The 24,217-nt window shown below is 56.3% G+C and carries 26 protein-coding genes and 1 pseudogene; 19 read left to right on the top strand and 8 right to left on the bottom strand.

The genetic code is table 11. From position 1 onward, the window contains the following. From ACFPDR_RS17015 to rpsQ, 14 genes and pseudogenes are all read left to right on the top strand, one after another. Positions 1-117: pseudogene (locus tag ACFPDR_RS17015) on the top strand (elongation factor Tu); the annotation flags it as partial. Between the two features lie 146 nt (positions 118-263). Continuing rightward, the gene (gene rpsJ, locus ACFPDR_RS17010; RefSeq protein ID WP_003803053.1) at positions 264-575 is read left to right on the top strand and encodes a 30S ribosomal protein S10; all 312 of its coding nucleotides are present in this window, start codon (positions 264-266) and stop codon (positions 573-575) included. Between the two features lie 272 nt (positions 576-847). Continuing rightward, the gene (locus tag ACFPDR_RS17005) at positions 848-2,782 is read left to right on the top strand and encodes a glycine betaine ABC transporter substrate-binding protein (protein WP_254002463.1); all 1,935 of its coding nucleotides are present in this window, start codon (positions 848-850) and stop codon (positions 2,780-2,782) included. Then, positions 2,779-3,621: a quaternary amine ABC transporter ATP-binding protein gene (locus ACFPDR_RS17000; protein WP_266109093.1), complete on the top strand. Its 843-nt coding sequence runs from the start codon at positions 2,779-2,781 to the stop codon at positions 3,619-3,621. Before ACFPDR_RS17005 ends, ACFPDR_RS17000 begins: the two co-directional genes overlap by 4 nt. 240 nt (positions 3,622-3,861) lie before the next feature. Continuing rightward, positions 3,862-4,536: a 50S ribosomal protein L3 gene (gene rplC, locus ACFPDR_RS16995; protein ID WP_003803046.1), complete on the top strand. Its 675-nt coding sequence runs from the start codon at positions 3,862-3,864 to the stop codon at positions 4,534-4,536. Between the two features lie 3 nt (positions 4,537-4,539). Further along, positions 4,540-5,160 (top strand): 50S ribosomal protein L4, encoded by a 621-nt coding sequence (gene rplD / locus ACFPDR_RS16990; protein WP_009462425.1) that lies wholly within the window; start codon positions 4,540-4,542, stop codon positions 5,158-5,160. Next, the gene (rplW, locus tag ACFPDR_RS16985; protein WP_003803043.1) at positions 5,157-5,453 is read left to right on the top strand and encodes a 50S ribosomal protein L23; all 297 of its coding nucleotides are present in this window, start codon (positions 5,157-5,159) and stop codon (positions 5,451-5,453) included. Before rplD ends, rplW begins: the two co-directional genes overlap by 4 nt. A gap of 1 nt (position 5,454) precedes the next feature. After that, the gene (rplB, locus tag ACFPDR_RS16980; protein WP_003803041.1) at positions 5,455-6,282 is read left to right on the top strand and encodes a 50S ribosomal protein L2; all 828 of its coding nucleotides are present in this window, start codon (positions 5,455-5,457) and stop codon (positions 6,280-6,282) included. A gap of 12 nt (positions 6,283-6,294) precedes the next feature. Beyond that, complete coding sequence (gene rpsS / locus ACFPDR_RS16975) at positions 6,295-6,570, top strand: 30S ribosomal protein S19 (protein ID WP_003803039.1); 276 nt, start codon at positions 6,295-6,297, stop codon at positions 6,568-6,570. 3 nt (positions 6,571-6,573) lie between these two features. Then, positions 6,574-6,903: a 50S ribosomal protein L22 gene (rplV, locus tag ACFPDR_RS16970; protein ID WP_009462426.1), complete on the top strand. Its 330-nt coding sequence runs from the start codon at positions 6,574-6,576 to the stop codon at positions 6,901-6,903. A gap of 9 nt (positions 6,904-6,912) precedes the next feature. Continuing rightward, entirely contained in the window at positions 6,913-7,686 is a 774-nt protein-coding gene (gene rpsC, locus ACFPDR_RS16965) for a 30S ribosomal protein S3 (RefSeq protein WP_003803035.1), read from the top strand. A gap of 3 nt (positions 7,687-7,689) precedes the next feature. Next, entirely contained in the window at positions 7,690-8,106 is a 417-nt protein-coding gene (gene rplP, locus ACFPDR_RS16960) for a 50S ribosomal protein L16 (RefSeq protein WP_003803033.1), read from the top strand. A 9-nt stretch (positions 8,107-8,115) separates the two neighbouring features. After that, complete coding sequence (gene rpmC, locus ACFPDR_RS16955) at positions 8,116-8,307, top strand: 50S ribosomal protein L29 (protein ID WP_003803032.1); 192 nt, start codon at positions 8,116-8,118, stop codon at positions 8,305-8,307. A 1-nt stretch (position 8,308) separates the two neighbouring features. Next, a complete protein-coding gene (gene rpsQ, locus ACFPDR_RS16950) occupies positions 8,309-8,584 on the top strand; it encodes a 30S ribosomal protein S17 (protein WP_009462428.1) in 276 nt (91 codons plus the stop codon). 361 nt (positions 8,585-8,945) lie between these two features. Here the strand turns inward: rpsQ and ACFPDR_RS16945 are convergent, their stop codons facing one another. Further along, positions 8,946-9,914: an AraC family transcriptional regulator gene (locus ACFPDR_RS16945; protein WP_268378142.1), complete on the bottom strand. Its 969-nt coding sequence runs from the start codon at positions 9,912-9,914 to the stop codon at positions 8,946-8,948. Between the two features lie 129 nt (positions 9,915-10,043). Between ACFPDR_RS16945 and ACFPDR_RS16940 the strand changes: the two genes are divergently transcribed. The 5 genes from ACFPDR_RS16940 (at position 10,044) to ACFPDR_RS16920 (ending at position 14,520) form a co-directional block, all read left to right on the top strand. Beyond that, positions 10,044-10,604, top strand: coding sequence for a carboxymuconolactone decarboxylase family protein (locus ACFPDR_RS16940; RefSeq protein ID WP_009462432.1), 561 nt, complete (start codon positions 10,044-10,046; stop codon positions 10,602-10,604). Further along, entirely contained in the window at positions 10,589-11,680 is a 1,092-nt protein-coding gene (locus ACFPDR_RS16935; protein WP_376911568.1) for an acyl-CoA dehydrogenase, read from the top strand. Before ACFPDR_RS16940 ends, ACFPDR_RS16935 begins: the two co-directional genes overlap by 16 nt. Continuing rightward, entirely contained in the window at positions 11,677-12,486 is an 810-nt protein-coding gene (locus ACFPDR_RS16930; protein WP_268378138.1) for an ABC transporter ATP-binding protein, read from the top strand. The genes ACFPDR_RS16935 and ACFPDR_RS16930 overlap by 4 nt, the downstream gene beginning before the upstream one ends. A gap of 10 nt (positions 12,487-12,496) precedes the next feature. After that, positions 12,497-13,693, top strand: coding sequence for an ABC transporter substrate-binding protein (locus ACFPDR_RS16925; protein ID WP_376911566.1), 1,197 nt, complete (start codon positions 12,497-12,499; stop codon positions 13,691-13,693). 77 nt (positions 13,694-13,770) lie between these two features. Continuing rightward, entirely contained in the window at positions 13,771-14,520 is a 750-nt protein-coding gene (locus ACFPDR_RS16920; protein ID WP_035269569.1) for an ABC transporter permease, read from the top strand. A 298-nt stretch (positions 14,521-14,818) separates the two neighbouring features. On the opposite strand, the gene cysG is transcribed toward ACFPDR_RS16920, so the two are convergent. The 7 genes from cysG to ACFPDR_RS16885 all read right to left on the bottom strand — a co-directional run bounded on the left by cysG (position 14,819) and on the right by ACFPDR_RS16885 (position 24,116). Then, positions 14,819-16,273, bottom strand: a complete 1,455-nt coding sequence (gene cysG / locus ACFPDR_RS16915; protein ID WP_226349462.1) for a siroheme synthase CysG — start codon at positions 16,271-16,273, stop codon at positions 14,819-14,821. 1 nt (position 16,274) lies between these two features. Further along, entirely contained in the window at positions 16,275-17,984 is a 1,710-nt protein-coding gene (cysI, locus tag ACFPDR_RS16910; RefSeq protein WP_302357837.1) for an assimilatory sulfite reductase (NADPH) hemoprotein subunit, read from the bottom strand. A gap of 11 nt (positions 17,985-17,995) precedes the next feature. Next, positions 17,996-19,828: an assimilatory sulfite reductase (NADPH) flavoprotein subunit gene (locus ACFPDR_RS16905; protein WP_302357838.1), complete on the bottom strand. Its 1,833-nt coding sequence runs from the start codon at positions 19,826-19,828 to the stop codon at positions 17,996-17,998. Positions 19,829-19,982: 154 nt separating this feature from the next. Next, positions 19,983-21,647, bottom strand: a complete 1,665-nt coding sequence (locus ACFPDR_RS16900) for an AMP-binding protein (protein ID WP_035269577.1) — start codon at positions 21,645-21,647, stop codon at positions 19,983-19,985. A 23-nt stretch (positions 21,648-21,670) separates the two neighbouring features. Then, the gene (locus ACFPDR_RS16895; protein WP_026484838.1) at positions 21,671-22,243 is read right to left on the bottom strand and encodes a chalcone isomerase family protein; all 573 of its coding nucleotides are present in this window, start codon (positions 22,241-22,243) and stop codon (positions 21,671-21,673) included. 19 nt (positions 22,244-22,262) lie between these two features. Beyond that, complete coding sequence (locus ACFPDR_RS16890; RefSeq protein WP_026484839.1) at positions 22,263-22,781, bottom strand: DUF4442 domain-containing protein; 519 nt, start codon at positions 22,779-22,781, stop codon at positions 22,263-22,265. Positions 22,782-22,790: 9 nt separating this feature from the next. Further along, complete coding sequence (locus ACFPDR_RS16885; protein WP_137431141.1) at positions 22,791-24,116, bottom strand: OmpP1/FadL family transporter; 1,326 nt, start codon at positions 24,114-24,116, stop codon at positions 22,791-22,793. Positions 24,117-24,217: the final 101 nt, after the last annotated feature.

Genomic DNA, 24,217 nt, shown 5'->3' with positions numbered 1-24,217 from the left:
ATTTCGATGAAAGTGTCCCTGATCGCTCCTATCGCCATGGAAGAAGGTCTGCGCTTCGCTATTCGCGAAGGCGGCCGTACCGTCGGCGCTGGCGTGGTTGCAAAAATCATCAAGTAATAAGCCTTGATCGCGGTGTGAAGGTGCAGACCTTCCCGCCGCGTCTTTGCTACCCCCAAAAGGGGTGCTTTTTAGTCAGCGTTTCTTCGAGTCATCGATAAACCTGGTCAAAAAGCCCCCACTTATATCGTTCTTTAGGATTACCCATGAAAAACCAGAAAATCCGCATCCGTCTGAAGGCTTACGATTACAAGTTGATCGATCAGTCTGCTGCTGAGATCGTAGAAACCGCCAAGCGCACTGGCGCTGTTGTTCGTGGTCCAGTACCACTGCCAACACGTATCCGTCGCTACGACATTCTGCGTTCGCCGCACGTCAACAAGACATCGCGCGATCAGTTTGAAATGCGTACCCACCAGCGCTTGATGGACATTGTCGATCCTACCGACAAGACCGTCGACGCTCTGATGCGTCTGGATTTGCCAGCCGGTGTTGACGTCGAAATCGCTCTGCAGTAATTCTGCCTAGCTGTTCGAGTTACATCGAAAGAAACGCCATGCAACTGCATGGCGTTTTTTTTCGTCTGCACGTTTCCTTCGGACGCTGCAGGAGCAATGGCGACTGCCCGTTTATCCTGAACAGAACAAGAGCTTTGCTCTTAGGTGCTTCATGGCTAGTTCATCATGGTGTTGTGATTGGGAAAAAGCGGGTTTTGGTCTATTTTTTACGACCGGACACACTTTGCCAGGGCTACAAATGCGACGATGGGCAGGGTTGAAGGAGGACAAGAATGATAAATCGGAGACGACAGCCGTTCCTGGCCCTGTGGTATTTCCTGGCGCTCTGGCTATGTCTGTGGGGAAGCAGTGCATCAGCGCAAGCGTGTGGGGACGACAAACCCATACGGCTGGCGGACCTGAGCTGGGAGAGCGCAGCATTTAGCACCGAGCTGTATCAGCAGATTCTGGAGAAGGCCTACGGTTGCAAGACCGAACGGGTTCCAGGCTCCTCGGCGGCTTTGGAAAGTGCGCTGGCGCAAAATGATATTCAAGTAATTGGCGAGATCTGGTCGGGACGTACCGAGATCATTGAAAAAGCCATTGAAGCCGGCCAGGTGCAGGTACTTGGTAATACCCTGAAGGGTGGGGCAGAACAGGGCTGGTATGTGCCGGACTATGTCGTCGATGGCGACCCGGACAAGGGAATCAAGCCCACTGCACCCGAGCTACAGAAAGTTGAGGATTTAGGGCGCTACGCCACTGTTTTTAGTGACCCGGAACAGCCCAATAAAGGCCGCTTCTATAACTGCCCCTCCGGCTGGGTATGTGAAACCTTCAATAGTCGCCTGTTCGATCTCTATGGTCTGGGCGAACACTATCAAAACTTTCGGCCCGGTACGGGCGCGGCTCTGGATGCGGCAATCAGCGCCGCCTATGACAGGCGTGAACCGATCCTGTTCTATTACTGGCAGCCTGCGGGTCTGATGGCCAAGTATTCCTTCAAGAAGTTAGCTAGCGCGCCTTTCAATGAAAGCTGTTGGGAAGCCGCTGTGTCGGGTAAGGGCAAGATCTGTCCAACGGACTTTATCCTGGCGCATATAGGCGTAGCGGCTTCTACTCCTTTCGTAGAGTCCCACCCCGAGCTGGTCACCTTGTTTGAAAAGATCCAGCTGGAGCCCGAACAGATGAACAAGATTATTCTGGGCATGACAGAGGGTGGGCAGAACGCCAGCACCCAGGTACAGAAGTTCCTGAAAGAGAATGCAGAGCAATGGCGTCAGTGGATGCCAATGGCCCAGGCAGATCGCTTGCAGGCAGCTTTGGAACCTCAGGCAATACAGCCGGTAGCCGCAGCGCAGTCCCGCTTCTTCCCGGAGTGGTCAGCTGCAGACTGGGTTAACCGTCAGTTGTTGGTTGCCGTGCAGGATTGGGGCACAGGTTTTCGTCAGATCAGCGCCTGGATTCTGACGCATGCCATTTTGCCGGTGGAACGTGTCTTGCAGCAGGTGCCTGCCTGGGCGATTCTGGCTTTGACCGGTTTGCTGGCCTGGTGGGGACAACGGCGCTTTTTGCCTGTTCTGCTCTATGTAGCTGGCCTGTACTTGATAGGCGCCATGGGTCTATGGGACAAGCTGATGCAAACCTTCACCTTGGTGCTGGTGGCCACAGTCTTTTCTGTGCTGATCGGCGTCCCGGTTGGCATTCTTAGTGCTCGTAGCCGCCTGCTTAGAAAAGTGCTGACGCCCGTACTGGATGTGATGCAAACCATGCCCAGTTTTGTCTACCTGATCCCGGTACTGATGCTATTCGGTCTGGGTAAGGTTCCCGCCGTCCTGGCCACTGTTGTCTATGCCGTTCCTCCCTTGATTCGTCTGACCAGCCTGGGTTTGCGACAGGTAGACAAACATGTGATGGAAGCAGCCCAGGCGTACGGGGTTACACGCTGGCAAATGCTGACCAAAGTCACCTTGCCCCTGGCGCGGCCCAGCATTATGGCCGGTATTAATCAAACCACCATGATGGCCTTGTCCATGGTGGTAGTTGCTTCCATGATTGGAGCCCAGGGCTTGGGTGAAGACGTGCTGGCTGGTATTCAGACACTGGATATAGGGCGTGGTTTGCAGGCAGGGGTGGCGATCGTGATCCTGGCCATTGTTATTGACCGAATTTCTCAATCCTTTGGCCGTTCTCAGCGTCACCGTCGCAAGGTCAGGAGGCAAGCATGAATATCATTCCTACCCCCTCGGGTGAGCAGGCCTGCAAGATAGAACTGCGAGACGTTTATAAGGTCTTCGGCAACCGGGCGACCGAAGCCGTGGAGTTGTTAAAGCAGGGGGCTGACAAGCAGGCGGTGCAAAAGCAGACGGATTGCATCGTAGGCCTGGCAGGGGTCGATGCCTGCTTTCCCGCGCAGCAGATATCCTGCGTCATGGGTTTATCCGGTTCGGGCAAATCCACGCTGGTGCGTCACATCAACCGTTTGATCGACCCCAGTGCCGGGCAGGTGTTGGTGGATGGGCAGGACATATTGCAGCTGGACATGGCCAGCTTGCGACAATTTCGTCGCTATGGAATCAGCATGGTCTTTCAGGCCTTTGGCTTGCTGCCCCATTTGACGGTGGTGGAGAACGTCGCCTTCGGTCTGGAGGTCCGAGGAGACAAGCGTTCACAGGCCAGAGAGCAGGCTCGGCAATGGCTGGAGCGCGTGGGTCTGCATGATTATGCCGATAACTATCCGGACGAATTGTCAGGCGGGATGCAGCAACGAGTAGGACTTGCCCGAGCCTTGGCCGTTGATGCAGACATTCTTTTGATGGACGAAGCCTTCTCGGCCCTGGATCCCTTGATTCGCTACGAGATGCAGGATGAGCTTTTACGCCTGCAAAGCAGCCTGAACAAAACCATCATCTTTATTACTCACGATATTGATGAGGCATTACGGTTGGGCCAGCATATTGTGGTGCTACGTGAGGGCAGGGTGGAACAAAGCGGTACTCCGGCTCAAATTCGTGATGAACCGGTGAACGAATACGTGGCTCGTTTTGTCAATAAGGCGCACCAATAGAAAATGCGCGGCAGATCAATTTTTCTGATTCAGACTGTGTAGCCAAGCACCCCGAATTCAAAAAAACTGTTGTCAATCAAGCAGTTTAGGGCAGATTTTTGCAGTAAATCTTGCTTGGCTTTACAGCTGCGTGCTATATTTACTAGCTTAGCCAAAAAGTTTTGGCTATGGTCGTCGCGCAAATTATTGCGTGTACTCTCAGTTAGCCCTGACCAATCGTAGTCAGGAATGGAGAAAACGATGTCGAACTCGACACCTACGCCTGCCGCGTGGCGGCTGGGCCTTGTTGGGCGTAAAGTTGGCATGACCCGTGTGTTTACAGAGGAAGGCGAGTCCATCCCTGTGACCGTGCTGGACGTGTCCAACAACCGCATCACCCAGGTCAAGACGCCCGCAGTTGACGGTTACGCTGCTGTACAGGTTGCCTTTGGCACCCGTCGTGCAACACGCGTTACCAAGCCCCAGGCAGGGCACTATGCAAAAGCTGGCGTTGAAGCTGGCAGCATCCTGAAAGAATTCCGCCTCGACCCCGCTGCTATCGCCGAGCTTTCCGCCGGTTCCGTAGTTGCTGTGGAAAGCATTTTCGAAGCGGGTCAGAAGGTTGACGTTACGGGCACCACGATCGGTAAAGGCTTTGCCGGTACCATCAAACGCCACAATTTTGGCGGCCAGCGTAACAGCCACGGTAACTCGCGCTCGCACCGCGTACCCGGTTCCATTGGTCAAGCCCAGGATCCAGGCCGTGTGTTCAAAGGTAAAAAAATGTCGGGCCATATGGGTGACGTTACCCGTACGGTTCAGAATCTTGACGTGATCCGCGTCGACGCCGAGCGTGGCTTGTTGCTGGTCCGGGGCGCTGTCCCAGGTCACAAGAATGCCAATATCGTTGTGCGCCCTGCTGTGAAAGGAGCCTAATCCATGGAACTGAAGCTCCTGAACGAACAAGGCCAAGCTGCATCCACATTGCAGGCCAACGAAACCGTTTTCGGTCGTGAATTCAACGAAGCACTGGTTCACCAGATCGTTGTTGCATACCAAGCCAATGCTCGCAGCGGTAACAGCAAGCAATTGACTCGTGCCGAAGTCAACCACAGCACCAAGAAGCCATGGCGCCAGAAAGGCACCGGCCGCGCTCGTGCTGGTATGACATCCTCGCCCGTGTGGCGTGGAGGCGGTCGTGCATTCCCCAACACCGGTGAAGAAAACTACGCACACAAGGTCAACAAGAAGATGTACCGCGCCGGTATCAGCGCGATTCTGTCTCAGTTGGTCCGTGACGAGCGTCTGTTGGTTGTTGATTCCTTCACTCTGGAAGCACCCAAGACCCGTCTGGCAGCCAACAAGCTGAAAGACCTGGGCCTGGAATCCGTGCTGATCATCACCGACGCGCTGGACGAGAACGTGTACCTGGCTACGCGTAACCTGCCTCACGTTGCTGTGGTTGAACCACGCTACGCCGACCCGCTGTCCCTGATCCACTACAAAAAAGTGTTGGTCACCAAAGCGGCTGTCGCTCAGTTTGAGGAGATGTTGGGATGAACGCCGAACGTCTATTGCAAGTAATTCTGGCTCCTGTCGTGACTGAAAAAGCCACGTACGTTGCCGAAAAAAATCAGCAAATCGCTTTCCGCGTCGCTCCTGATGCTACCAAGCCTGAAATCAAAGCTGCTATTGAACTGCTGTTCAAAGTAGAAGTTGAGTCGGTGCAGGTGCTCAATCAGAAGGGCAAGGAAAAGCGCTTTGGCCGTTTCATGGGTCGCCGCCGCAGTGTGCGCAAGGCATATGTCTCGCTCAAGCCCGGTCAGGAACTCGACTTTTCTGAGGTGAACTAATATGGCATTGGTAAAAGTAAAACCAACGTCGCCAGGTCGCCGTGGCATGATCAAAGTGGTTCACCCTGAACTGCACAAAGGCGCTCCTTACGCGGCTTTGCTGGAAAAGAAATCCAGCAGTGCTGGCCGTAACAACAACGGCCACATCACGGTTCGTCACCGTGGCGGCGGTCACAAGCAGCATTATCGTATTGTCGACTTCCGTCGCAACAAGGACGGTATTCCTGCGAAAGTAGAACGTCTGGAATACGACCCTAACCGCAGCGCTCACATCGCATTGGTGTGCTACGCAGACGGCGAGCGTCGTTACATCATCGCCCCTCGTGGTCTGGAAGTGGGTGCAACGGTTGTGTCTGGCGCGGAAGCTCCTATCCGTTCCGGCAACACTTTGCCTATCCGCAACATTCCTGTGGGTCAAACCATTCACTGCATCGAGATGCTGCCTGGTAAGGGTGCTCAAATCGCTCGTTCCGCTGGTGGTTCCGCTGTGTTGCTGGCTCGTGAAGGCACGTACGCTCAAGTGCGTCTGCGTTCCGGTGAAGTTCGCCGCATTCACATCGACTGCCGCGCCACGATTGGCGAAGTCAGCAACCACGATCACAGCCTGCGTCAAATCGGTAAAGCCGGTGCTGTTCGCTGGCGTGGTATTCGTCCTACCGTTCGCGGTGTGGCGATGAACCCAGTCGATCACCCGCACGGTGGTGGTGAAGGTCGTACGGGTGAAGGCCGTGAGCCAGTCAGCCCATGGGGTACTCCTGCCAAGGGCTACCGCACCCGTCGTAACAAGCGCACAGACAACATGATTGTTTCGCGCCGTAAGCGCAAGTAAGGGGCGAACACTATGTCACGTTCGATCAAAAAAGGCCCATTCGTTGATGCTCACCTGATCAAAAAGGTTGACGCAGCCGTTGTGGGTAACGACAAGCGACCAATCAAAACCTGGTCGCGCCGCTCTACCATCCTGCCCGAGTTCATTGGGCTGACGATTGCCGTTCACAATGGCCGTCAACACATTCCCGTTTACATCAACGAGAACATGGTTGGCCACAAGCTCGGCGAGTTCGCTTTGACCCGTACTTTCAAGGGTCACGCTGCGGACAAAAAGGCCCGGAGATAAGTGATGGAAACTACAGCAATTATTCGTGGAGTCCATATTTCGGCGCAAAAAGCACGTCTGGTTGCGGACATGGTCCGCGGCAAGTCCGTCGCTCACGCTCTGAATACGCTGACTTTCACTCCCAAGAAAGCCGCTGGCATCATCAAGAAAGCTCTGGAATCGGCTATTGCCAACGCTGAGCACAATGACGGCGCCGACATCGACGAACTGAAAGTCACCTCCATTTACGTGGACAAGGCTCAGTCGTTGAAGCGTTTTTCTGCACGAGCCAAAGGCCGCGGTAACCGTATTGAGAAGCAGACTTGCCACATTGTGGTCAAAGTCGGCGCTTAAGGAGTCACAATGGGACAGAAAATCCACCCAATTGGGTTCCGCCTGGCTGTTAACCGTAACTGGAGCTCGCGTTGGTACGCTGACGGTGCTGAGTTCGGTACGATGTTGGCTGACGACATCCGTGTGCGCGAATACCTGAAACGCAAGCTGAAAAGTGCGTCCGTTGGCCGTGTGGTCATCGAGCGTCCTGCCAAGAATGCTCGCATCACTATTTACTCGGCTCGTCCTGGTGTAGTGATCGGCAAGCGCGGCGAGGATATCGAAAGCCTGAAGGCTGACCTGCAGCGCCTGTTGGGCGTGCCAGTGCACGTTAACATCGAAGAAATTCGCAAACCTGAAACCGACGCTCAACTGATCGCCGACTCCATTGCTCAGCAATTGGAAAAGCGCATCATGTTCCGTCGTGCGATGAAGCGTTCCATGCAAAACGCCATGCGTCTGGGTGCCCAAGGCATCAAGATCATGAGCTCGGGTCGCTTGAACGGCATCGAAATCGCTCGTACCGAATGGTACCGCGAAGGCCGTGTGCCTCTGCACACCCTGCGCGCTAACATCGATTACGGTACTTCCGAAGCGCACACGACGTACGGGATCATCGGTATCAAGGTCTGGGTCTACAAGGGCGACATGCTGCCTAACGGCGAAATGCCTGTTGACACCGTAGCCCCTGAAGAGCGCCGCCCACGTCGTCCACGTGGTGACCGCCCTGAAAACCGCCGTCCAGGTGGTCGTGGCCGCGGTCCTCGTAAAGACGCTGCTCCTGCTGCGTCCGAAGGAGAATAAAACATGCTGCAACCTTCTCGCAGAAAGTATCGCAAAGAGCACAAAGGCCGTAACACCGGTCTGGCTACTCGCGGTGCGCAAGTTTCGTTTGGCGAATTTGGTCTGAAAGCCACTGACCGTGGCCGTCTGACTGCTCGCCAGATCGAAGCAGCACGTCGTGCAATTAACCGTCACATCAAACGTGGTGGCCGCATCTGGATCCGCATCTTCCCCGATAAGCCAATTTCGCAGAAACCTGCCGAAGTTCGTATGGGTAACGGTAAGGGTAATCCAGAGTTCTGGGTCGCTGAGATTCAACCAGGCAAGGTCCTGTACGAAATGGAAGGTGTTAGCGAAGAGCTGGCACGCGAAGCATTCCGTCTGGCCGCTGCCAAGCTGCCTATCTCGACGACGTTCGTAACGCGTCAGATCGGTGCTTAAGGAGACGTCATGAAAGCCAGCGAACTCCGTACTAAAGATGCCGCCGAGCTCCAAAAAGAGCTCGAGAGCCTGTTGAAAGCACAATTTAACCTGCGCATGCAGCGTGCTACTCAACAGCTTTCCAACACCAGCCAATTGGGCAAAGTACGTCGCGACATCGCTCGCGTCCGTACCGTCATGGCTGAGACCGCAGGAAAGTAAGATGAGCGAAACTCAAACTACCGCAAAACGTCAACGTACCCTGATCGGTCAAGTTGTCAGCAACAAGATGGACAAAACTGTCGTCGTTCTGGTTGAACGCCGCGTTAAACATCCCTTGTATGGCAAGATCATCGTCCGCTCCAATAAATACAAAGCGCACGACGAGACCAACCAGTACAACGAAGGCGATACCGTTGAGATTACCGAAGGCCGTCCTATCAGCCGCAGCAAGTCCTGGACTGTTGTGCGTCTGATCGAAGCAGCCCGCGTGATCTAAACGCTTGCTCAGATGTCCAGGCTTCGGCCTGGCTCTGGTAGGTCAAAAACCCCGATCTGTTTACAGATTGGGGTTTTTTTATGCTTGTCCACTTTGCTGTTGCTCATAGACAGGAGCAATGTTCGTATTTCGTCTTGTGGCCCGTCATGCCGCTTAAACCCGGAGTTGAACTGAATGATCAAGCTTGGGGCATGGCGGCTTGTATGCGTAAGCCGGAAGCCTTCACAAAAAAGCGGGAACAGCTTGTTCTATTCTGTGCGGTGGCAACTATGGGGCGAGGGCGATATCGTGCCAGCTACCCTGCATACGTACTCGGGTTAGGACGACAATCTGGGGGTCAGAGTTGTAGCAGCTTGCTGACTTATGGACGCGCGTCTTGCTTGCGCCATTGTGCCGGGCTGACACCCACACTACGCCTGAACGCGGCGCTGAATGCGGCCGCAGAGCTATAACCGATACGCTCGGCAATCTGCTCCATGGTCAGACCTTGCTCCAGCTGACGCTTGGCCAGCTGCATACGTAGTTGCAACAGTACTTGGGCTGGCGCCATCCCGCACAGCAAGGTAAAGCGGCGGTGAAAGGCAGCGCGTGACATGTTCAAGTAGGCGGCCATATCGTCCACCGACCAGGCTTTGGCAGGTTCACGCAGCAGCTGCTCGATCAGGCCACCAAAGGCAGGGTCACTTGCCAGATGAATCAAGCCGGCGGGCAGGGCACCTTCGGCAGGTGTCTGTCCGATTTGCTGGCGCAAGGTATAGAACAACAACAGCTCCACCAGCTTTTCCAGCAGGCTGGAGTTGGCTTGCGGCTGGCGTCGCATTTCGGCCTGGATCAAGTCCAGCAAAGGGCGTCCTGAATCTGCATCTGTCTGAGAACCATCAATCAACAAAACATCAGGCACGGTCGCCAGCAGCAATTCGCTCAAACCACGGCCCAGATCCAGAAAACCACAGAGCAAGCCCGTACTGTGTGGCACTTGTGGCTCCAGGCTCTGCATGGTTTGTCGCCGCATGGCCGCATTCCAGTCTGGCGGCGTGGGCGAGGAGCTTAAGCGATGGGGCACATCCCGCAAGAAGAACACAGCGTCACCCGCCTGCAAGGCCAAGGCTTCCTGATACTGAATATGCAGCCAGCACGGCCCATGCAAGACCACATGAAAGCCTGCGCGTTGGTGCCCGTGCAGGCTGCTTTCCCATTGATTGCAGTATTGCCCCAAGTGAAACAGGCTGGCAGAGATCTCCAGCCCGGACAAGAGCAGTTCCTCCACAGGGTGTCCTGTGTCTTTGGAGTCGACAGCGCAATGGCTGTCAGGAAAGGCAGAGTCGCTCATGCAGAAAATATGCTTATTTCTTTTCGTGGATATTTTTAATATGAATACCGCTATGTTCGCACATGGAGATAAGGCGCCAGTCAATCGACAATGAAACCTTCTCGGATTAACTAAGGAATTGTCGCCATCATGACTCGCTTAACTTTGCATACTGTGGACTCCGCACCAGAGGCGGTCAAACCAGCCCTTGAGAAAGCTGTGCGTGGTAGCGGCTTTTTGTCCAATTTGCTGGCTATTTTGGCTAATGCTCCCGTTGCCCTGCAAGCCTATCAGGATATGTCTGCCTTGAACGCCACCGCCAGCCTGTCGCTGGTCGAGCGTGAAGTCGTGCAACTGGTTGCCGGTACCACTCACGGTTGCCGCTTCTGCGTGGCCGGTCACACCGCCATTGCGACCAATAAAGCCAAGCTGGACCCGGAAATTCTGGCCGCTTTGCGTGCGCGTGGCTTTGATCAGATCAACGACGAGCGCCTGCAGGCTCTGGCTCTGTTCAGTCGCGCCGTGATTGATACCCGTGGTCAGGTGTCGGATCAGGCTCTGGCCGATTTCCGCGCTGCTGGTTACGGCGACCAGCAGGCTCTGGAAGTGATTACCGGTATTGGCTTGGCGACGATCTGCAACTTTGCCAATAATCTGGCTCGTACGCCGCTCAATAGCCAGCTGGAGGCCTACGCATGGGAAACGCCTTAAAGCGCGCTGAGCAGCCTGTGCTGGCCTCAGAGCGCCCTGTTTTGTCGCCTGGCTTGGCCCAGTGGCTGGAAGAGCATGCCCTGTCGCTGGATAGCGATGCATCTCAGGCGCAGGCCTTGTTGCCTCGCCTGGCGCAAGACGGTTTGTTGAGCCTGGGCCTGAAAGCGGATTTTTCCGACTTCGGTGATGCCGTTCAATCCATCGTGGAAGTGGCCGAGCATTCGCTGACGGCAGGTTTTGTCCTGTGGAGCCAGCGTACCTTTATTGAATACCTGCGTGACGTTCAGGACCCCGCCATGCGCGAGCGCTATTTGCCCGGTTTGCTGAATGGCAGTGTTGCGGGTGCGACGGGTCTGTCCAATGCCATCAAGTTTTTGGGTGGCATTGAAGAGCTGCAAGTGCGTGCTCAGCCTGAACAAGGACATTGGCAGTTTGAGGGCCGCTTGCCCTGGATTACCAATCTGCGTCCCGGCAACTGCCTGGTTGCCATTGTGGCCGCCATGCCTGAAGAGCAAGCCGGTATTTGGGTGGCAGAACTGGGCGATCCAGGCTTGGAGCGTTCCGCAGATCTGGATCTGGTCGGACTGCGTGGCAGCAATACCGCCGCTTTGAAGTTCAATGCTGTGCGTCTGGGACAAGAGCGTTTGCTGCATCCCGATGCAGGCCACTTTGTGCGCTCGGTACGCCCCCGTTTCATGGCGCTGCAATGCGGGATGACCATGGGCTTGGCACGTCGTTCCTTGAAGCAAGTGCTGGATGCGCCACGCTGCCAATGGGTACAGGAGCAGCCCGCCCGCCGCCTGCTGGATCGTGTGCAGGAATTGTCGGATGTGCTGGTTGATGCCGTACGTAAGCCCGGCTCGGCCACGCCGCCTGATTTGTTCAAAGTCCGTATCGAGCTAAGCGGTCTGGCGTCGCAAGCTGTGGCCCTGGAAAGCTCCGCGATCGGCGGGGCGACCTATATGCAGGGCAAGCATCCGCAACTGCTGCGCCGTTATCGCGAAGCCATGCTGGTGCCTTTGATTTCACCCACGGTGGCGCAACTGAAAGCCGAACTTGGGCAGGATGCAGTATGAGTTCCGGCGCCCCCTCGCCTACCGATTCTGAAGGGGCCGGGCTCTTGTCCGCACGGGGGATCAGTCTGGCCTACGGTGGCCAGACGATCTTGCAGAACCTGGATTTGAACGTGCGCGCGGGAGAGATCGTGGCGCTGCTGGGCCCCAGCGGAGTGGGTAAATCCTCTTTGTTGCGGGTACTGGCAGGCCTCCAAACGCCCACCCAGGGAGAGGTGTCCTTTCTGGGGCAGCCCGTGCGTGGGGTTCACCCCGCTTTGGCCATGGCGTTTCAAGAAGCCATTCTCTTGCCGTGGCTGAATGTGCAGGCCAATACCGGTTTTGGTCTGGGCTTTGCGCGCCAGCCATCCGTATCCGCCGCCGAGCGCCGCCTGCGGGTTGAACAGGCGCTGCGTCAGGTTGGTTTGTATGAAAGCCGTCATCAGCGTCCTGGTGCCTTGTCGGGCGGTATGGCACAGCGTGTTGCCATTGCGCGTTGTCTGGCTCGACGCCCACAAGTCTTGTTGATGGACGAACCCTTTGGCGCCCTGGATGAAGTAACTCGTCGCCAGATGCAGGAGCTGATTCTGTCGATACGCGATCAGACCGGCTGCGCCATTGTGCTGGTCACTCACGATATTGATGAGGCCCTCTTGCTGGCGGACCGTGTCCTGCTGTTAGGTGGCCGTCCTGCCGGTTTGCAGCGTGAATGGAGCTGCCCGGCCCACCCCCGATCTCATCTGGATAACTGGCTTCAGGCCATACGCCTGGAAATTGTGGCCAGCCTGGAGCAAAGCCTCTCCCAGGTGGTTCACGCTTCTGTTTTGTAAGGTGCACGTCATGATTGAATCTCCTACGTCTCGTACCCGTCGCGACTTGCTGAAACTGGCGTCTTTGCTGACCGTGGCGGGTGCTGCGCCCTTGCTGGCCCAAGGGACTGCTCGTGCACAAAGTGAGTCAAATGCGCCTTTGCGTATCGGCTATTTGCCGATTACCGATGCCACCGCCATGTTGGTGGCGCATCACAATGGATATTTTGAAGAAGCGGGTATTGCGGTTGAAAAGCCCGTGATGGTGCGCAGTTGGGCTCAGTTGATCGAGGCTTTCATCTCCGGTCAGGTCAATCTGGTGCACTTGCTCTCTCCCATGACGGTGTGGGCGCGCTACGGCAGCAAAGTCCCTGCAAAAGTGGTGGCATGGAATCACATGAGTGGCTCTGCTATCACGGTTGCGCAGAACATCAGCTCGGCCGAGCAATTGGGCGGGCAGACGGTGGCGATTCCTTTCTGGTATTCGATTCACAACGTGGTGCTGCAGCATGTGCTCAAAGCTCATGGCCTGACGCCTGTCGTGAAAAACGCCGGTGCGCTGGCACCCAATGAGGTCAATCTGGTGGTGATGGCGCCGGCTGATATGCCGCCGGCCTTGGCTTCTGGGCGGATTGCCGGTTTTACGGTGGCCGAACCTTTCAATGCCTTGGCCGAAACTCAGGGCATGGGCCGCATCTTGCGCTTTACTGGCGACGTCTGGCGCGATCACGCCTGTTGCGTGGCCTTCATGCACGAGCAGGATTTGCAGACTCGCCCCCAATGGTCGCAAGCCGTGGTGGATGGCTTGGTCAAGGCACAGATCTGGATACGTAGTCACCGTGCCGAGGCGGCCCAGATTCTGTCGCGTGAAGGCGGGAACCGCTATACCCCGCACACTCAGGAAAACCTGTTGAAAGTGCTGTCCCCGAACCCGGCGGATCGCGCGCAATACGTGAAGTCTGGCGTAATTCGTCATCCGGACTGGGACGACCAGCGTATCGATTTTCAACCTTATCCCTTCCCCAGCTACACCGAGTCCTTGGTGCAAATGCTGCAAGGGACCTTGATTCAGGGCGAGCGTGGTTTCCTGGAAGGGCTGTCTCCTGAACACGTAGCCAGCGATCTGGTGGATGACCGCTTTGTCCGTGCCGCGTTGGAAAAGCAGGGGGGCCTGGCGCAGTTTGGCTTGTCCGAGCAATACATCCGCAACGAGAGCATTGTTGTATGAGTTTGAGTGCGTCTGCTTCTTCTCCGTCATTGGCGCAGTCTGATCCGCGATCGGCTGCGTCTTTGCGACGCCCCAAAATGAATGCCTGGATTGCCAGCACCCTATGGGGCTTGGGCGGTTTGTTGGCGGGAGTCGTGCTGTGGTACTTGGCCACAGCCTGGTCCAGCAGCTCTTTGATGCAGCAATTCGGGCCGGCCGCTGCCTTTCATAGCTTGCTGGAGATACTGGGCTGGTCCGAGACCTGGATGCACGTAGGTGCCAGCTTGCAGCGTATTTTTGTAGGGCTGGCGATCTCATTGGGTGTCGGCGTGCCCGCCGGTTTGCTGCTGGGTTTGTCAGCCCGAGCTCACGCCGCATTGACTCCCTTGTTCCAGTTCCTGCGCATGATCTCGCCCCTGTCCTGGATGCCTATTGCCGTCATGGCCTTTGGCATTGGGGATGCACCGATTTATTTTCTGTTGGGTGTGGCCGGTGTCTGGCCTGTCTTGCTGAATACAGCCTCGGGCGTACGGCATCTGAATCCGCGCTGGCTGATGCTGGGTCGCAGTCTGGCGGCTACCAAGCTGGAAACGCTGTTGTACTTGATTCTGCCCGGCATTGTAGGCTCGGTGCTGACGGGTAGCCGACTGGCAATCGGCGTCTTGTGGATTGTGCTGGTACCTTGCGAAATGCTGGGTGTGTCGGCCGGTTTGGGTTACCTGATTCTGGATACGCGCGACCGTATGGCGTATTCCGAACTGATGGCCGTAATTGTCTTGATTGGTCTGATTGGCTATCTGCTGGATAGCGCTTTGCGAGCCTTATTTGCGGCCTTGGGACAGCGCTAAATAATCAGCCCTTGGGCCGACAGGCGAAGAGCTTTGACTGTTTTGTATTTCCAGGAAAGACAAGTGACAGAGCATGCTCAGGCTATCTGCCGCTGCCAGTTTTACCTGGTGCTTAGTGGCTTTTCAGAAGCTGCAGAAAGATAAAAAAGGCCCTCAACATTGGGATGTTGAGGGCCTTTTTAGATTCAGTTTGAAGCGGTATTCAAGGATGCTAATCCCGCACTGACTGGAGCCTTAGTTGGTATGTATAGAAAAGTGATCTTGAGACGAGACTCTAGCTAGGCCTTGATCACTGCCTTCATGCAGCGACCAGGGTATTGTCCGCATCCTGCGTAATTGCTGTACGTGGACTGAGCTGGTCGATTAGCTCGCCATACCAGGACAAGGTACTGCCCAAGGTAGCTACCTGACCGATCACCAGAATGCAGGGGCTGGCAAACTGATGCTGCTGCGCATCCTGGGCAATGTTTTGCAGCGTGGATAGCAAGGTGCGCTGTTCGGGGCGCGAACCATTTTCAATCAAGGCGCAGGGCGTAGTGGCACTGCGGCCCCGTTGTACCAGCTCATGGCTAAAGCCCAGAATCTGCTGCAAACCCATGTAGACAGCAACCGTCTGGCTGGTATCCAGCAGCGGGTTCCAGTCCTCAATACCATGACCGCTTTTGCGGTGAGCCGTCACAAACTGCACGGACTGCGCGTGGTCACGATGGGTCAGAGGAATACCGCTATAAGCCGCACATGCAATGGCAGCCGTGATGCCGGGTACCACTTCAAATGCGATGCCATGCTCGGCCAGATATTCCAGTTCTTCACCGCCACGGCCAAAAATAAAGCCATCACCGCCTTTCAGGCGCACCACGGTTTGACCTGCTCGGGCGTGTTCAATCATCAACTGATGAATGCGGTTTTGGGTCTGGTGATGATCTTCGCCCAATTGCTTGCCTACAAAAATACGGTGGGCATCGCGACGAGCCAGTTCCATCACCTGATCGGATACAAGACGATCGTACAGAATCACATCAGCACGATTCAGTGCACGCAGGGCATGCAGGGTCAGCAGACCTGGATCGCCTGGACCGGCGCCCACCAGAATCACGCGGCCTTGTGTGGCGCGGGGTGACTCAGGCTGTTGCAGCGCGCTCTCCAGGCTCAAGCGGGCTTGCTCGGCTTGCTGGCTGCGCAGGGCGGCACCTACCGGGCCATCCAGCAGCCAGTCGTAGAAACGGCGGCGTGCACCCAGCTCGGGGCGGGCGCGCCGAATGGCGCTGCGGTATTCCTGCGCCAGACGGCTGATCGCACCCAGGCTGTGGTCCAACATGGTTTCAAGTTGCTCCCGTACTCGCCGTGCCAACATGGGGGCTGATCCCGCTGAAGAAATCGCAATAATCAGCGGTGAGCGATCCACAATGGCAGGCACCTGAAAACTGGACAATTCGGGGTCGTCCACCACATTGACCAGAATGCGGGCTTCTTGTGCGTCCTGGGCAATGACCTGGTTCACGTCACGCTTGTCAGTGGCGGCAATAATCAGCCAGGCCCCTTGCAGATGCTGGGCCTGATAGCGCTCCCGAATCAGGGTGATGCGCCCTTGATTCGCCAGCTCTTCCAGACTGTCCACCACATAGGGGGCGACCAGCGTGACCTGGGCACCGGCGGCCAGGACCAGACGCACTTTGCGCTCGGCGATTTCTCCACCGCCGATCACCAATACCGCGCGCTGCTTCAAGTTGGCGAATAAAGGAAAGAGGTTCATGTCAGGCTGGCTGTAAAACTAAAGGAATCAAGCGGCTTGTAGGCTCGGCAACCACGCCAGCGCGAACTAGAAAATCGCCAAAGTGCTCGCCTTCCAGACGCTCGGCAGCGAAGCGGCCAAACAGCTCGTCCAGAATGCTCAGAATTTCAGGTTCGGCAATATTTTGGCGATAGATTACGTTCAGGCGTTCGCCGCTGAAGTTCGCACCCAAACGCAAGTCATAACGGCCCAGAGCACGGCCAACCAGGGCAATTTCACCCAGGTAAGGACGGGCGCAGCCATTGGGGCAACCGGAGATACGCAGCACAATGCGTTCGTCACGCAACTGGTATTTGTCCAGCAAGGCTTCCAGCTTGGGCAGCAAGATGGGGGCGTAGCGTTCGCTCTCGGCCATGGCCAAACCGCAAGTGGGCAGAGAGACACAGGCAATCGTGCTGCTGCGTATGCCGCTTTGTGTCTGGTACACATCCAGCTTGTGATCTGCGACCAGCTTGTCGATCTTGGCCTTATCTTCTTCAGGCACATCGGCAATGATCAGGTTCTGGTTGCAGGTCAGGCGGAACTGCCCTTGGTGGATCTTCGCGATCTCACGCATACCCGTCAGCCAGGGGCCGACTTCGGTATCCATGATGCGGCCCGAATCGATACGCAGACTCAGGTGCCAGCGGCCATTGCTGCCTTGGGTCCAGCCGAAGCGGTCGCCATTGTGGTCAAAATGGTAGGGGCGTGACGGCTCCAGCGTTTGACCACTGCGGTTTTGCACTTCTTCCAGGAACCAGTCGGCGCCCAGCTTATCCACGGTGTATTTCAGACGGGCATGACGGCGCTCGTCGCGGTTACCGTGGTCACGTTGTGTGGTGATAACGGCCTCGCAAACGGCCAGCAATTGCTCGGGGCGTACAAAGCCGATCACGCTGCCCAGCCGTGGATAGGTGGTGTCGTCGCCATGTGTGGCACCCATGCCACCACCAATGGCGACGTTAAAGCCCAGCAACTGATTGTTCTCAATAATCGCGATCAGGCCGATGTCCTGCGCAAATACGTCCACATCATTCAAGGGAGGCACGGCAATGCCGATCTTGAATTTGCGGGGCAGGTAAGTCTTGCCGTAAATCGGTTCAAAGTCTTCGCCGTCAATGGCGTCTTCGACTTTTTTGCCGTCCAGCCAGATCTCGGCATAGGCGCGGGTTTTGGGCAGGAAGGTTTCGGAAATCTTTTCAGCCCACTCTTGAACCAGACCATGCTGCTCGGACAGCAAGGGATTGGTGGCGCTGACCACCTGACGGTTCACGTCACCACAAGTAGCCAATGTCGTGGACATGGCCTTGTTGATGGCTTGCAGTGTGGGCTTTAAAAAGGGCTTGCGCACGCCGTGCCATTGAAAGGTCTGACGGGTGGTGATGCGCAGGCCAAACTGGGCCCAGTCACAGGCGATCTGGTCAAAGGCCAACCACTGGGCGGGCGTAACCACGCCGCCGGGCAAGCGGGCGCGAATCATGAAGCTGAACGCCGGTTCCAGCTTTTGCTTGCGACGCTCTTCACGCTGATCGCGGTCGTCTTGCTGATAGCTGCCGTGAAATTTCAGCAGCTTGTTGTCGTCTTCGCTGATGGCGCCCGTGATTGGGTCTGCCAGACCCTCGGTAATGCCACCGCGCAGATAGCGGCTATCAATTTTTACTTGTTCGATAGCGGCGATTTTCTTTTCTGTCATGTCCTTGCTTCTCAGTAAACGTCGCGGGCGTAGCGGCCCTGCGCCGAGAGTTCTTCCAACCAGCTGCGAGCCTGGTCTGCGTCCAATCCACCTTCCTGGCGGGCAATTTCCTGCAGGGTCTGGTGTACGTCCTTGGCCATCTGATTGGCATCACCGCACACATAAATGTGGGCGCCGCCCTGAATCCAGGCATAGACCTCGGCTGCTTTTTCCAGCAAGCGGTGCTGGACGTAAACCTTGTTTTCCTGATCGCGCGAGAAGGCCAGATCCAGGTGTTGCAACTGACCGTCCTGCAAGGCGCGTTGCCATTCGGTCTGGTAGAGGAAATCGGAGTGAAAGTGCGGGTTGCCAAAGAACAGCCAGTTGCGACCTTCGCCACCCTGAACGCTGCGCTCCTGCACAAAGGCGCGGAAAGGAGCTACACCGGTGCCAGGACCAATCATGATTACGTCACGGCTGGTATCTTCAGGCAGGCGGAAGCGTGTATTGGGGTCGATAAAGACAGGCACGGTATCGCCTTCGTTCAGCCGGGCCAGATAGTCGGAGGCCACGCCCCAACGATCCTGCTCGTTGAATTGGTAATGCACATTGGCCACGGTCAGATGTACTTCTTCGTCCACCTCGGACTGGCTGGAGGCGATGGAGTACATGCGGGGTGCCAGAGGGCGCAAGGCTTGCACCAGCTCGGCAGCGCTCCAGGTGGCCGGGAAGCGCTCCAGTACGTCCAGCACTTGATGGGTTTTCAGCAGCTCTTGCAAAGTGCTCAAACCTTCTGGGCCTACGGCTGTCTGTAGCACGGCATCGCTATTGCGCTTGGCCAGTTCCACCAGGAAAGGTTTGGTCAGTTGTGTCAGCTCGCGGTAATGGCTAAGCCACTCTTGCAGCGTGTGTGACTTGTCCTGAATGGTGACGGTCTCTTGCGGGTCCAGCTTCAACGTCTGGATAACTGCTTCGACCAGCTTGGCGTTTTGTGTAGGCCAGACACCCAATGCATCACCGGGTTGGTACTTCAGGCCACTGCCTTCCAGCGACAACTCGTAGTGATAGATGTTGCGGGTGCTGTCGCGGCCCGTAATGCTTTGGCTTTGCAGCACGGTGGCCTGGAATGGATTGTCGCGGGTGAAGCTGCTGCGGGTCTGGGTTTCCAGCACCGTAACGTTGCTGGATTGGGCGGCAGGAACGGCCGCAGCGGCGTGGGCCTTGTGATCCGTTTCCAGAAAACCAAAGGCTTTGTCCTGCCAGGGGGCGGCGACCGTATCAATATCCAGATCAGCCAGCCCTGCGTCCAGAATGCGTTCCGCACCCAGCGCCAGCAGACGTTGATCAATCTTTTCCGCGATCCCACAGAACAGGGGATAGCTGGAATCACCCAGACCCAGCACACCGAATTTCAGCTCGGGCAGCTTGGGAGCACGGGCGCCGGATAGGAACTCGAAGAATGCGATGGAATCGTCTGGCGGGTCGCCTTCACCCTGGGTGCTGATAATGACGTACAGCAGACGCTCTTCTTTCAGCTCGCGCGTGGGGTAACGATCGGCGCGCAGCAGGCGCACGGGGATGCCGGCGGCTTCGCAGCGTTGGGCAAAGGCTTCGGCGACGCGTTGGGCATTGCCTGTCTGGCTGCCAAACACAATAGTGGCAGGTCGTTGGGCGGGCGCAGCGGTGGCGGGCACCAACGACAGTTCAGGAGAAACAGGCGCTTGAGCGGGAAGGCCGGTGTGGCGCACTTGCGCGACACCCGCGAGATAGCCGGACAGCCAGTTCAGGGACAGCGGATCGAGCTCGTCGGTAATTTGAGCAATCGCCGTGCGATTGGACTCCGAGAGGCGGGACAGGGCGTGCATTCTGACACTCGCTTATATAAATAGTTTGTCCCATTCTAAAGAGCGGTATCAGGGCTACGAACGATCCGATTCTTATTTGTTTATGAATACTCCGGTTAATGAAAAAGGGGCATAAGCCCCTTTCATCTTGGTCTAAGCGCGTGCGAAATACGTGTTATGGACGCAGTTCCCGACGCAGGATTTTGCCCACATTGGTGCGGGGCAGATCGTCGCGGAATTCGACAATACGTGGGGCCTTGTAGCCGGTCAGCTCCTTGCGGCAAAAGGCAATCACGTCTTTTTCCGTCAGCTCGGGATTACGGCTGATGACATAGAGCTTGACGATTTCGCCTGCTTTTTCATCCGGTACACCGACGGCGGCGGCCTCGACAATATCCGGGTGCTGGGCGGCGACCGCTTCCACCTCATTGGGGTAGACGTTAAAGCCCGAGACCAGAATCATGTCTTTTTTGCGATCCAGCAGGAAGACATAACCTTGCTCGTCCATATAGCCAATATCGCCCGTGCGTAAAAAGCCGTCGCGATCAAAGACCTTGGCGGTTTCATCGGGACGTTGCCAGTAGCCGGGAGTAACTTGCGGCCCACGAATGCATAGCTCGCCCGTTTCGCCCAACGGCAGGTCGTTCTGGTTTTCGTCGCGTATGCGTATGTCGGTAGAAGGAACGGGCAGCCCGATTGAGCCGGTGAACTCTTTTTTATCCAGCGGATTGATCGTGGCTGCTGGTGAAGTTTCAGTCAGTCCATAAGCCTGGGCCAGGGGTTTGCCGGTCGCTTCCAGCCAGCGCTTGGCGACCACTTCCTGCACTGCCATACCGCCACCCAATGTAAAGCGCAGCGAGGAGAAATCCAGCTTGCGGAACTCGGCATTGTTCAGCATGGCATTAAAGAGCGTGTTCACCCCCGTAATGGCAGTAAAACGCAGCTTGGACATGTCCTTGATCATGGAGGGAATGTCGCGCGCGTTAATGATCAAGAGGTTCTCCGCACCCAGACGCAGAAACACCAGCAGGTTCGCGGTGAAAGCGAAGATATGGTAGAGCGGCAGGGCAGTAACAACGCAGTCGATCTGGCCTTCTTTCAAATAAGGGCGAATCCAGGACAGGGCCTGGCTCAGGTTTGAAACCAGATTGCCATGGGTCAGGATGGCTCCTTTTGCAACGCCCGTCGTGCCCCCGGTGTATTGCAGGCAGGCAATATCATCGTGGGTCAGCTTGACCGGGGCCGGTGCGCGGCCTCGGCCCTGAGCCAGTACGGCTTTGAAAGAGACGGAGCCAGGCAAGGACCAGGCAGGCACACCTTTTTTAATGTGGCGCACCACTTGATTGACCAGCCAGCCCTTGAAGCCGCCCAGACAATCCCCCACGCTGGTCACAATGACTCGCTTGATGGGGGTTTCGTGCAGGATTTCCTGCAGCACGTGGGCAAAGTTTTCCGCAATGATGATGGTTTCCGCGCCACTGTCTTGCAGCTGGTGGCGCAGTTCACGGGCGGTATACAGCGGGTTGGTATTGATAATGGTGGCCCCACTGCGCAACACCCCATACAGACTGATGGGGTACTGCAGCATATTGGGCATCATCAGGGCGACACGATCGCCTTTTTTCACGCCTTGGCTTTGCAGCCAGCTGGCCAGGGCCAAGGCATTGGTCGACAGTTCGCGGTAGCTCATGCGTTTGCCCATGCTGATATAGGCAGTGCGCTGCGCGAACTCGGTACAACTTTGTTCAAATACATCCAGCAAGGACGAGTACTGCTGGGCCTGATCTTCGATAGTGGCAGGAATACCGGCGGGGTAGTTCTGCAGCCAGACTTTATCCATGAAGCGCTCCGAGGCGTGTAGGTTCAAGACAATCCCAGCAGGGCCTTTTTGAGCGATTCTTGGGCAGGCTTCTTGCCTAGCCAGATTTTCAACAAAGCAGGGGTCAGATCAGGGTGAGAGAGCTCGCCCAGCGTCTTGTCGTTGAACAGGATCTTGACCTGAGGGGTGTGCATGTCCAGCACCACAACGTCGCCTTCCTTGGCTTCACCCACCTGGCGCATCAAGTCTTCAAATTGCTTGATGACCGGGTCCAGTTCTTGTTTTTCAGGATCAGTCAGGTTGCTGTGAATGCCGTCTTTCAGGGCATCGATCAGGGTTTGGGCATCCAGGTCGCGTTTGAGGACCAGCCGGATCTGATGTGGTCCGGGGGATTGAATAATGGCCTCGGCATCCTGGGAAGGCGAAGCGGTATACAGGGCGGCGACGTACACATCAAAAACAACTTTCTTGCGCAGGCCTGCCCCATTCAGTTTCAGGCTTTGCTGCTCGACGGTGACCGTGTCTGGCACGGTGACATTCGCAACAGTAGCGGCCTGGGCGGCGGGTAGCCCCAGGGACAGACTTAAAATCAGGGCGGCACAGCGGGGGGTAAACATGAAGCGGTCCTCCGGCAAATTAGCGTGATTGTGATTTCTGCTTGTAGAAGTGGGCGTCGGCGATATAGATGGTGCGTTCCACCGTGGTGTAGATCTGGCCTTCGGGGTCCTGGATCTGCACGGTAAATGTGGCTTCAGCCTCGTGGTATTGGTCTAGCTGTCCTCGTATTGCGTCCAGTTCATCTGGATTGATTTGAAAATTGGCGTACAGAGTTTGGTAGCCGGGGCGGCGGTACTGAATCTCTGCATTCTTGTCCCAGACAATCACATGGCGTTGCAGCCCAGCCAGAAGCATGGTGGCGTGCACGCCGTCTGTAATGGCAAACAGGGAGCCGCCAAATAAAGAGCCATTGATGTTGCGAGTGCGACGACGCAATGGCAGGCGTACGACGATGTGTTGCAAGTTCGCTGAAACTTTGTGGACCCGCCCGCCGGTTGCCCGGAAGGCGGGGTGCCAGTTAAAGCCCAGCTGCAAAAAGCGCGCACGCCATGTGGGGGGTAGGCGTGCGAGCAGCTCCATGCGGCGACTGCGGGCCATAGTGCATCCTTAGAAGCGATAGCTGAACTGCACGCCCAGGATGTCACCACTGTTTTTGTAAGTACCGCGTGTCAGACCACGACCTTTCAGATCAGTGTTGTTGTTCATGTCGGTATTTTTCAGGAACAAGTGGGTGTAGCCGATATCCCAGGTGGCGTTCTTGCTGGCACGATACTGAGCACCCAGGGACACCCAGTAACGATCGCTGTCAGGCAGGGCGGTTGGGCGGTAGTTCTTGTCGCGAACGGGGGATTGGTCCCAAGCAATACCACCCTTGAAGGTCCACTGCTCGTTGTAGTGGTAGTTCGCACCCAGGGCGACGCGCCATGCGTCCTTGAACTTCAGTTCCAGACCGGAATCCTTGGCACCGGGGCCGCTGTTTTCAATGGTCAGACGCGGGATGCTGCTCCAGCCTGTCCAGGACACATCGGCCAGCAATTGCCAGCGCGAGTTCAGGTCGTGCACCAAGCTGACAATGGCGGTGTCAGGCAGCTTGATGGTGGCTTCTGCGTCCCAATTGATGTTGGGGGCAGGAATGCCAGCCGGCACGTTGCGGTTACGCAGTTTGGTGTCGCCATCAGCCGTGATCTTGATTTGCGAGCGATAGGAAACGCCCAAACGAGTGCTGGGGGTAATTTGGTACAGCAAACCGGCATTCCAGCCCCAGGCGTCGCCCTTCATCTTGACGCGGGTGTCCATGTCCAGTGGACCCAAAGCCGGGTGATAACCAACCGGGGTAGCCAGACGGTAGTCCGCATCAATGTGCAGCCAGTTCACACCCACACCGAAGGACAACTGATCGTTGACTTTGTAAGCCACCGACGGGTTGACGTTGATGGTTTCAATGGCAAATTTTTCAGAGTGGTAACGGCCAACCCAGCCTTCGTCATATTCAGTTGTCAGACCAAACGGGACACCAATACCCAGGCCCACCCACCACTTGGGCGAGAGCTGATGGGACAGATAAATATTGGGAACGGCGGCGACTTTACCGGCATCACCACCTGAGCCGCCAGTAGCGGGACGGCTGGCGCCACCTGTCAGGGCCAGGGGGTCGGTACTGCCTTTATCGGAGAACTTGAAGGTAGGTTTAATCGCGTTAAAACCTGCCGAGAAGTTGGTCTCGGGCAACAAGGTCATGCCGGCCGGGTTGAAGTAGATCGTGCTGGCATTGTCACCAATGGCGGCCGAGCCTGCGTAGGCATTGCCCAGGCCGCTCGCATTTTGTTCGAGCAAGTTAAAACCAGCCGCATGGGCTTGACCCATTCCCATGCTCATTCCCAGAGGAATCAGCAAGGCGGGGATGGTACGCAAAGCTACAACCGTCTTTTTCATGTCTCTTCTCCAAGGTATAGGTGCGACGTCTGACAGAGGCTTATGACAAGTTTTAAAACACCTGTTTGTTTTCTATGGTGCATGACCTAGGCCAATCGGCG

This window comes from Alcaligenes sp. GCM10023179 (assembly GCF_042653705.1).
Taxonomy (GTDB): domain Bacteria; phylum Pseudomonadota; class Gammaproteobacteria; order Burkholderiales; family Burkholderiaceae_B; genus Alcaligenes; species Alcaligenes phenolicus.
The sequence above is the reverse complement of the archived record's forward strand: the minus strand, read 5'-3'. Positions and strand labels throughout refer to the sequence as shown.